Origin of the sequence: Streptomyces albidochromogenes (assembly GCF_005981925.1) — a bacterium.
In the GTDB taxonomy this organism is placed as follows: Bacteria; Actinomycetota; Actinomycetes; order Streptomycetales; family Streptomycetaceae; genus Streptomyces; species Streptomyces albidochromogenes.
In genome coordinates this window covers 1-4,768 of record NZ_VBVX01000421.1, presented here as the reverse complement: position 1 = coordinate 4,768, position 4,768 = coordinate 1, and the positions used below count along the sequence as shown (strand labels likewise).

The 4,768-nt window shown below is 70.3% G+C and carries 5 protein-coding genes; 2 read left to right on the top strand and 3 right to left on the bottom strand.

Annotated features, from left to right (window positions below; translation table 11 throughout):
- The first annotated feature begins 158 nt into the window (after positions 1–158).
- Both E2E34_RS31595 and E2E34_RS31590 read left to right on the top strand, forming a co-directional pair.
- The gene (locus E2E34_RS31595; protein WP_138905281.1) at positions 159–866 is read left to right on the top strand and encodes a DsbA family oxidoreductase; all 708 of its coding nucleotides are present in this window, start codon (positions 159–161) and stop codon (positions 864–866) included.
- Positions 867–935: 69 nt separating this feature from the next.
- Positions 936–1,991, top strand: coding sequence for an aminotransferase class V-fold PLP-dependent enzyme (locus E2E34_RS31590; RefSeq protein WP_138905280.1), 1,056 nt, complete (start codon positions 936–938; stop codon positions 1,989–1,991).
- 67 nt (positions 1,992–2,058) lie between these two features.
- Here the strand turns inward: E2E34_RS31590 and thpD are convergent, their stop codons facing one another.
- The 3 genes from thpD to ectB all read right to left on the bottom strand — a co-directional run bounded on the left by thpD (position 2,059) and on the right by ectB (position 4,753).
- A complete protein-coding gene (gene thpD / locus E2E34_RS31585) occupies positions 2,059–2,973 on the bottom strand; it encodes an ectoine hydroxylase (protein ID WP_138905279.1) in 915 nt (304 codons plus the stop codon).
- Between the two features lie 3 nt (positions 2,974–2,976).
- Positions 2,977–3,375, bottom strand: coding sequence for an ectoine synthase (locus tag E2E34_RS31580; protein ID WP_069929355.1), 399 nt, complete (start codon positions 3,373–3,375; stop codon positions 2,977–2,979).
- Positions 3,376–3,484: 109 nt separating this feature from the next.
- Complete coding sequence (gene ectB, locus E2E34_RS31575; RefSeq protein WP_138905278.1) at positions 3,485–4,753, bottom strand: diaminobutyrate--2-oxoglutarate transaminase; 1,269 nt, start codon at positions 4,751–4,753, stop codon at positions 3,485–3,487.
- Between the last annotated feature and the right edge of the window lie 15 nt (positions 4,754–4,768).

Here is a 4,768-nt window from a genome sequence, read left to right as displayed (position 1 = left end):
CCGCCCCGCCGCCCTTCCGCTCCCCCAGGACTTCCCCGAGGGTTCCCCGGAGTCCCGAGAGTGCCCGGGGAATGCGTCGCTCCGGGACGCTGTTGAGGCAGGAGCCAAGGCCCCCTCCGTCATCCCCACATGACCCCTGACCTGGAGTGAAGAAGCACATGCGCGTCGAGATCTGGAGCGACATCGCCTGCCCCTGGTGCTACATCGGCAAGGCCCGCTTCGAGAAGGGGCTCGCCGCCTTCCCGCACCGGGACGCGATCGAGGTGGTGCACCGCTCGTTCGAGCTCGACCCCGCGAGCCCCAAGGGTGTCATCGAGCCGGTGACCGGCATGCTGGCCAGGAAGTACGGGCGCACCCACGACGAGGCGCTGGCGATGGAGCGGCAGGTCGCCTCCCACGCGCACGCCGAAGGGCTCGCCTACGAGGCCGAGGGCCGTGACCACGGCAACACCTTCGACATCCACCGGCTGCTGCACCTCGCCAGGGCCCGCGGCCGTCACGACGAGCTGCTCGATCTCGCCTACCGCGCCAATTTCGCCGAGGAGCGGTCGGTCTTCGACGCCCGGGTCCTGCTCGACCTGGCCGTCGAGGCCGGGCTCGACCCCGAGGAGGCGCGCGCCGTCCTTGAGGACGAGAGCGCGTACGCCGACGAGGTGCGCGCCGACGAGCGCGAGGCCGCCGAGCTGGGGGCGAGCGCAGTGCCGTTCTTCGTGCTGGACCGGCGTTACGGGATCTCCGGCGGCCAGCCCGCCGAGGTCTTCACCCGGGCCCTGGAGCAGGCATGGGAGAGCCGAGCCGTCACGCCCCTGGCCACGATCGGCGCGGGCGGCGGGGCGTGCGACGCCTCGGGGACGTGCGACGTATAAGCGTCACTTGGATCCAGGCGGCAAAAATACGCAATGGACGGGGAGTTGGCGGCGTAGCAGAGTGGGGCCATGAAGCCTTTGACTCTCACCGAGGTCGTGGCCGCCGAGTTCGCGCCGGAGACGACCTACCTGAACACCTCGTCCTGCGGCCTGTCGCCCCGTCGCACCGTCGCGGCCGTGAAGGCCGCGGCCGAGCAGGCCGCCACCGGACGCGACACGTTCGACTTCGGCCCGGTGGCCGCCGCACGGGCCTCGTTCGCCCGGATCGTCGGTGTCCCCGAAGAGCGCGTCGCCGTGGGCACGGCGGTGTCCGTCCACGTCGGCCTGATCGCGGCCTCCCTGCCCGCCGGGGCCGAAGTCCTCTGCCCCGAGGGCGACTTCTCCTCGGTGATCAACCCCTTCGCGGTCCGCGGCGACCTCAAGACGCGGTACGTGCCGCTGGAGGAGCTGGCCGAGTCCGTGCGTCCCGAGACTTCCCTGGTGGCCTGCTCGGCGGTGCAGTCCGCCGACGGGCGCACCGCCGACCTGCCGGCGCTACGGGCGGCCGCCGCCGCGCACGGCGCCCGCACACTCGTCGACGCGACCCAGGCGGCGGGCTGGTTCCCGTTCGACGCCGGGCTCTTCGACTACACGGTCACCGGAAGCTACAAGTACCTGCTGGCGCCGCGCGGCACCTCGTTCCTCACCGTCACCGAAGAGGCGCAGGAATCCCTCACCCCGATCCACGCCGGGTGGCTCGCGGGCGAGGACATCTGGGGCAGCACCTACGGCCCGGTCGGCCAACTCGCGCGCAGCGCACGCCGGTTCGACGAGCCGCCGCCCTTCGTCGCGTACGCCGGGGCCGAGCACTCCCTCGCGCTCCTGGAGGAGATCGGCATCGAGCGCGTGCGCGAGCACGGCCTCGCGCTCGCCGCGCGCTACCGCGAAGGGCTCGTATCGCTCGGCCACACGCCGGTCCCCGGCGACTCCGTGGTGGTCTCCGCCCCGGGCCTCGCGCACCGGGTCGACGCGCTCGCCGCGGCGGACATCGCGGTGTCCGTCCGGGCGGGCAACCTGCGCGCGTCGTTCCACCTCTACAACACCGTCGCCGACGTGGACCGGACGCTGGACGTGCTCGCGGGCTGAGCACGCCGCCGGGCGGGCCCGGTTCGCACCAAGCCCGCCCGGCGCATCACCTGCGCGTACGCGGCCCTCACTTCACTGGCGTGAATTCCCTCGCGCCGATGAACTCGGGACGGCGTACGGGGGCGGCGAACGGCTCGACCGCCGTGTTCTCCACGCTGTTGAAGACGATGAAGACGTTGCTGCGCGCGTACGGCGTGATGTTGTCGCCCGAGCCGTGCATCGCGTTGCAGTCGAACCAGGTCGCCGAACCGGCCTTGCCCGTGAAGAGCCGGATGCCGTGGCGGTCCGCCATGCGCGTCAGCACCTCGTCCGACGGGATGCCGGCGTCCTGCATCTGCAGCGACCGCTTGTAGTTGTCCTTGGGCGTCTCTCCCGCGCAGCCCAGGAACTCCTTGTGCGACCCCGGCATGATCATCAGACCGCCGTTGGTGTCGTAGTTCTCGGTCAGCGCGATCGAGACGGACACGGTCCGCATGTTCGGCAGCCCGTCCTCGGCGTGCCACGTCTCGAAGTCGGAGTGCCAGTAGAAGCCCGACGCCCCGAAGCCCGGCTTGACGTTGATCCGCGACTGGTGGACGTACACGTCCGAGCCGAGGATCTGGCGCGCCCTGCCGACGACCCGCGGGTCCCGCACGAGCCGTGCGAAGAGCTCACTGATGCGGTGCACCTCGAAGACCGACCGTACGTCCTGCGACTTCGGCTCGATGATCGAGCGCTCGTCCGCGCGCACCCCCGGGTCGCTGACCAGCCGGTCCAGCTCCGCCCGGTAGAGCGACACCTCTTCCGGGGTGATGAGCTGGTCGACGGTGAGGAACCCGTCCCGCTCGAAGCCCATGAGTTCGGCGGGCTCGATCGGGCCCGGCGCGCCGGGCGCGGACCAGACGACCGGGTCCTGGCGGGGGGTGGTCACCTCGGCGGCGCCGCGCGTCGGGTAGAGGTCGGCGCGTCGGGTCTCGGTGTGTGCGGTCAGTACGTCGGTCATGGTTCAGACCTCCTCGGTCAGCAGCGGGTAGACACCGTTCTCGTCGTGGTCCTCCCGTCCGGTGACGGGCGGGTTGAAGACGCATACGCAGCGGAAGTCGGTCTTGGGTCGCATGGTGTGGCGCTCGTGGCCGTCCAGCAGGTACATCGTGCCCGGCGTGATCCAGTGGGTCTCGCCGGTCTCGTCGTTGGTGAGCTCGGCCTCGCCCTCCGTGCAGAGCACGGCCTCGATGTGGTTCGCGTACCACATCGACGTCTCCGTACCCGCGTACAGCACGGTCTCGTGGAGCGAGAAGCCGACCTTCTCCTTGGCGAGCACGATGCGCTTGCTCTCCCAGGTTCCGGAAGCGGCCTTCACATGGCGGTCGGTTCCCTCTATGTCCTTGAACGAACGGACGATCACGGTGAGTCGAGCCCTTCTGTGTTGCTTGGGTACTGCCTCGGACACGCGGGGTGTTCAGGGCGTCGGGTGTGCGGACGCCGGCAGTCGCGGCGTCGGGAGGGGGACGGCCTCAGGCGGTCTCGCGGACCGAGCGGGCCAGGATGCTCAGCCCCTCGTCCAGCTCCTCGGGGGAGATGGTGAGCGCCGGCAGCAGCTTCACGACCTCGCTCTCCGGGCCCGAGGTCTCCAGCAGCATGCCGAGCTCGAAGGCACGGCGGCAGACCGCGGTGGCGCGCGTCTTGTCGGCGAACTCCATGCCCCAGACCAGGCCGCGGCCCCGGAAGCTCACGCCGGCCGCGGCGTTCTCGTCCGCTATGGACAGCAGCGCGCGCTCGACCTGCTCGCCGCGGGCCAGCGTCTGCTTCTCCATCTGGCCGTCGGCCCAGTACGTGTTGAGCGTCGCCGTGGCGGTGACGAACGCCGGGTTGTTGCCCCGGAAGGTGCCGTTGTGCTCGCCCGGCTCCCAGACGTCCAGCTCCGGCTTGAAGAGGCACAGCGACATGGGCATGCCGTAGCCGCTGATGGACTTCGACAGGGTGACGATGTCCGGCGTGATGCCGGCCTCCTCGAAGGAGAAGAAGCCGCCCGTACGGCCGCAGCCCATCTGGATGTCGTCGACGATCAGGAGCATGTCCTGGCGGTGGCACAGGTCCTGGAGCGCGCGCAGCCACTCGGCGCGGGCGACGTTGATGCCGCCCTCGCCCTGGACCGTCTCGACGATCACGGCGGCGGGCTTGTTGAGGCCCGAACCCTGGTCTTCGAGCAGCCGCTCGAACCAGAGGAAGTCCTCGACCTGGCCGTCGAAGTAGTTGTCGAACGGCATCGGAGTGCCGTGCACCAGCGGGATGCCGGCGCCGGCCCGCTTGAACGCGTTGCCGGTGACGGCGAGCGAGCCGAGCGACATGCCGTGGAAGGCGTTGGTGAAGGAGACGACCGACTCGCGGCCCTTGACCTTGCGGGCGAGCTTGAGCGCGGCCTCGACGGCGTTGGTGCCGGTGGGGCCGGGGAACATCACCTTGTACGGCAGGTCGCGCGGCCGCAGGATCACGTTCTCGAAGGTCTCCAGGAACGCGCGCTTGGCGGTCGTCGCCATGTCCAGGCCGTGCGTGATGCCGTCGCGCTCGATGTAGTCGATCAGCGCCCGTTTCAGCACCGGGTTGTTGTGGCCGTAGTTCAGTGACCCGGCGCCGGCGAAGAAGTCGAGGTAGGTGTGGCCGTCCTCGTCGTGCAGGTGGCTGCCCTGCGCGCGGTCGAACACGGCGGGCCAGCCGCGGCAGTAGCTGCGTACCTCGGATTCCAGGGTCTCGAAGACGCTCAGGGCGGGAGGGGTGATGGTCACGGCGGTCTCCTGGGA